The organism is Streptomyces sp. 8L, from assembly GCF_020176795.1.
In the GTDB taxonomy this organism is placed as follows: Bacteria; Actinomycetota; Actinomycetes; order Streptomycetales; family Streptomycetaceae; genus Streptomyces.
The window spans coordinates 1-3,720 of sequence record NZ_JAIUKE010000669.1 but is presented as its reverse complement, the minus strand read 5'-3'; the positions used below and the strand labels follow the sequence as shown (position 1 = coordinate 3,720).

Annotated in this window: 2 protein-coding genes and 2 pseudogenes; 3 read left to right on the top strand and 1 reads right to left on the bottom strand. The window is 68.1% G+C overall.

Annotated elements, in window-relative coordinates:
* Positions 1–111: 111 nt before the first annotated feature.
* The 3 genes and pseudogenes from LCE31_RS36815 (at position 112) to LCE31_RS36805 (ending at position 2,013) form a co-directional block, all read left to right on the top strand.
* Positions 112–447: pseudogene (locus tag LCE31_RS36815) on the top strand (GlcG/HbpS family heme-binding protein).
* 88 nt (positions 448–535) lie between these two features.
* Positions 536–1,357: pseudogene (locus LCE31_RS36810) on the top strand (SDR family oxidoreductase).
* A gap of 89 nt (positions 1,358–1,446) precedes the next feature.
* Positions 1,447–2,013 carry a type 1 glutamine amidotransferase domain-containing protein gene (locus LCE31_RS36805; RefSeq protein ID WP_225022342.1) on the top strand — a complete coding sequence of 189 codons (567 nt, stop codon included), beginning with the start codon at positions 1,447–1,449 and terminating at the stop codon, positions 2,011–2,013.
* A gap of 115 nt (positions 2,014–2,128) precedes the next feature.
* On the opposite strand, the gene LCE31_RS36800 is transcribed toward LCE31_RS36805, so the two are convergent.
* Entirely contained in the window at positions 2,129–3,637 is a 1,509-nt protein-coding gene (locus LCE31_RS36800; RefSeq protein ID WP_225022340.1) for an ISL3 family transposase, read from the bottom strand.
* Between the last annotated feature and the right edge of the window lie 83 nt (positions 3,638–3,720).

Below are 3,720 nucleotides of genomic sequence, written 5' to 3'. Positions count from 1 at the left end.
CCGGGCCCCCCCCCGGGGCGCCCCCCCCGGCCCCAACCCCCCCCCCCCCCCCCGGGGGGCCGCGCCCCCCCCCCCCGCCCCCCCCCCGGGCCCCCCCCCGAGACAGACCATATCGGCTCTCCCAGCAACATCGCCGTCGCTGCTGCGGGCGGCAGTCTGGTCGCTCCCGTGCGGATGGACGGAACCCAGCCCGGCAGCATCGAGCACTCCATCGACAAGGCGCACACCAGCCTTCTCTTCCGGTCGGCCACCGGCGATCTGACCTGAAACTTCGAGCCGGGCGGGCAGTTCTGGGGGATGGCCCTGTCGGGTCTGGGCCGGGTACTGGTCTTCGCGGGCGGAATGCCCCTCATGGTCGACGGGGAGACGGTGGTCGGGGCCGGAGTCAGCGGTGGCTCACGCGAGCAGGACACCGCTGTAGCAGAGGCCGCAGCCGCAGCCTTGTAGCCAGCTGCGGATACGGCGGCAGGGCCAGGGCAGCCGAGGATCGATCTCCGGAACAGGCCAGCCCCCAGTACAGGAAGGCTCAACTATCGTGGCGAGAACGGTTATCATCGCCGGAGCGGGCAGCCGCTTCGGCAAGGAGGTCGCCCTGCGGCTCACAGCGGCCGGGCACCAGGTGATCCCGGGCGTGAAGATCATCGCCCAGGCCACCGCGGCGCGGGAGCGGGGTGTCGACCTGCGGGGGTCGAGAAACTCGACGTCACCGACTCCGGCGATCGCGAGAACGCCTGGACCTGGGACGTCGAGATCCTGCTCAACAACGCAGGTGTCTCCGAAGACGGCGCCGCCGCAGACATCCCTGAGGAACGGCTGCGCCGCCAGTTCGAGGTCAACGTCTTCGGGCCTGTCCTGCTCACTCAGGGCATCGCCCGGCAGACGGCCGCGCGCCGCAGCGGGCGCATCGTCTTCATGTCCTCGGTCGCCGGGCTCACCGTCGACCCGTTCACCTGGGGCTACGCCGGATCGAAGCAGGCGGTGGAGGCGTTTGCGGACGCGCTGGACCAGGAACTGGCCGAGTTCGGCGTCACGGTCGCCACGATCAATTCCCGGCCCTTCCTGACCGGTCAATGACATCATGTTCGAGACGTGGAAGGAATGGCGCGACGACTCCGCAGGCCGCCTCTACGACTACGCCGCGCACGAGCAGTACGACCCCGAACCGGTCTACCAGCGCACGGTGCGGGTCCTGCTCGGTGAGGAACGGCGCTACCGTAATTTGCCGCCCGAAGAGATGGAGCCGCAGGCCGGCCAACAGGTTGACGCCCCGTGGGACCGGCAGCTCAACGACGGCAGCCGCCCCGTCCTCCTGCAGAAGGCGTACGACATCAGTCCAGGCACACCGGTCCAAGACTGACGTCTGGTTGCGGGGCCGTACAGGTTCCCACACTGCCCAGCCCGAGAGCCCTTCCCGGGCTTCCTCTTAGCCAACCGAGAAGGAACACCATGGCAGACAAGCCCCTCAGCGGCCGCCGCGTCCTGGCGATCGTCACGAACTACGGTGTCGAGCAGGACGAGCTCATCGTCCCGACCGAGCGGCTGCGCGGGGATGGAGCCGAGGTCACCGTCGCCGCCGCCGAAGACCGCCCGATCCACACGCTGGTCAATGACAAGGACCCGGGTCAGGTGGTGCAGCCGAACGCCACCTTCGCCGAAGTCGATCCCGCCGACTACGAACTCCTGCTGATCCCGGGCGGCACAGTCAACGCAGATACCCTAAGGCTCGACGACAAGGCCATCGGCATGGTGCAGTCGTTCGCTTCCTCGGGCCGACCCATCGCGGCGATCTGCCATGGGCCCTGGTCCCTGGTGGAGGCCGACGTCATCGGAGGCAAGGCCCTCACGTCCTACGTCTCCCTGCGCACTGACATCCAGAACGCGGGCGCCGCGTCCTGGACGGACCAACCAGTCGTACGGGACGACGCGGAAGGCTACACCCTCGTCACCTCCCGCACTCCGGATGACCTCGACCACTTTCTCGCCGAAATCGGCACGACACTCCGCAGCTCCTGACGGCTCGGGACCATGACCCCGCACTCGCCCTGGGGACAATTGCCGGGTCTTCAAAGTTGAGGGGTCTGTCAAAAGAGCGGCCCTGTCTCACATTCGGTGGTGACGGAGAGTGTCGCTATCCGAGGAGGATGCGGTGGCGAAGAAGGGTGAAACCTGCTCGCCCGTGCATCTGGCGCGCGATCCGCTTGGTCTTGGTGTTGACACCCTCAGTGGGGCCGTTGCTGTACGGAAGCGTGAGCGCGGCGATCACGGCGTCGCGGTCTCGGTCCAGGCCGCGGGTGAAGGCGTGCAGATGAGGCAGATCGGCTGTGCGGACCTGGGTGATCCAGGGATCGAGCTTGGCGGCATGTTCTGGGCGAGGAGTCAGGAGTTCGGCGAAGTCACCGATGCAGGCGGTCAGTTGGGTCATCTCAGGGCAGGCGGCGGTGAGCCGGGCCAGAAGATGGCGATTCTCGCTCTTGAGGTTGTCGGGTCGGGTGAGGATCATCCGAGCGAGGCGGCGCGGGGAGATGTGGCTGCGGTCGGCGTCCGCACGGCCCTGGTTGATGTACTTGTGCAGAAGGTTCAGGCAGCCGGTGAATCCGAGGGCCTTGATCTCTTCGAAGAGGTGCTGGACGGGGACGCCGGGGTCCTCGGCCCGGCGTTTGCGCAGGTGCTCGCGGTAGGGGTCGACGAGGCTGGCGCGATACTTGGGGACGCGGAGCATGCGCTCGGGCCGGTCGGCTCGCGCGTAGCGTTTGACGGTGTTCAGGGCCAGTTCCAGGCGGCGGGCGCATTCGAGCAGGCCCACGCCCTGATCGAGCAGGCCGTGGACCTGGTGCCAGCGTTCCAGGGTGGTCTGGGCGCGGGGTCCGTCGTAGATAGGCGCGTCCAGTACGGTGGCCCAGCAGGTGCTGTGCGCCTTGACCTCGCTCAAGACGGCTTCGCACAGGTTGTGCCACAGATGCCACCGATCACCGACCTGCGTCGCACGGGGCAGGGCGCGGCGGATGGCCTCGGCGTAGGTCGCGGAGCCGTCGCGGCAGACGACTTCGATGCCTGGATGTTCGCGTAGCCACTCCTCCAGGGTGTCTGCCGTGCGGTCGGGCAGCACGTCGATCCGCTCATGCGTCTCGGCATCGATGATCACGGTGGCGTAGCGGTGCCGCCGGCGCAGAGCGAAGTCGTCGACGCCGATCACGCGGGGCGTCCGCCCTGTGGGCAGCGGGATGCGCAACAGGGTACGCAGGGCCGTGTGACGCGAGACGCCCGACGCGAGTATCGCCAGCAAACGTGCCCCCGCCCGGCCCGCTAACTCCTTGACCACGCCCTTGACTTGCCTGGTCAGGCGGGTGGTGCGTCGCTGGTATCGGTCCAGGACTCCGGGCACCTGCTCGCGGAAGGTATGTCGGCAGCCGCGGGTGGGGCACACCAGACGCCGTACACGCACACGGACCACCACCCGTCGGCTGTCGATCGGTACGTCAGCCACAGTCCGCCAGTGGTAGCCGTGCACGCGCCCCGACGACGCCCCGCACACTGGGCAGACCGCCGTGTCCTGCGGCGTTCGTGCCCGCACCACGATCCGCTCGCCCTCGTCGACCACATCCTCGGTGACCAGCGGGGACAGACCCGAAAACACCATCTGCACAAGCTCGTTGACATCCTTCACGTGACTATCAACGACCTCCACGACTCTGCGTCACCACCGAATATGAGACAGGGCCG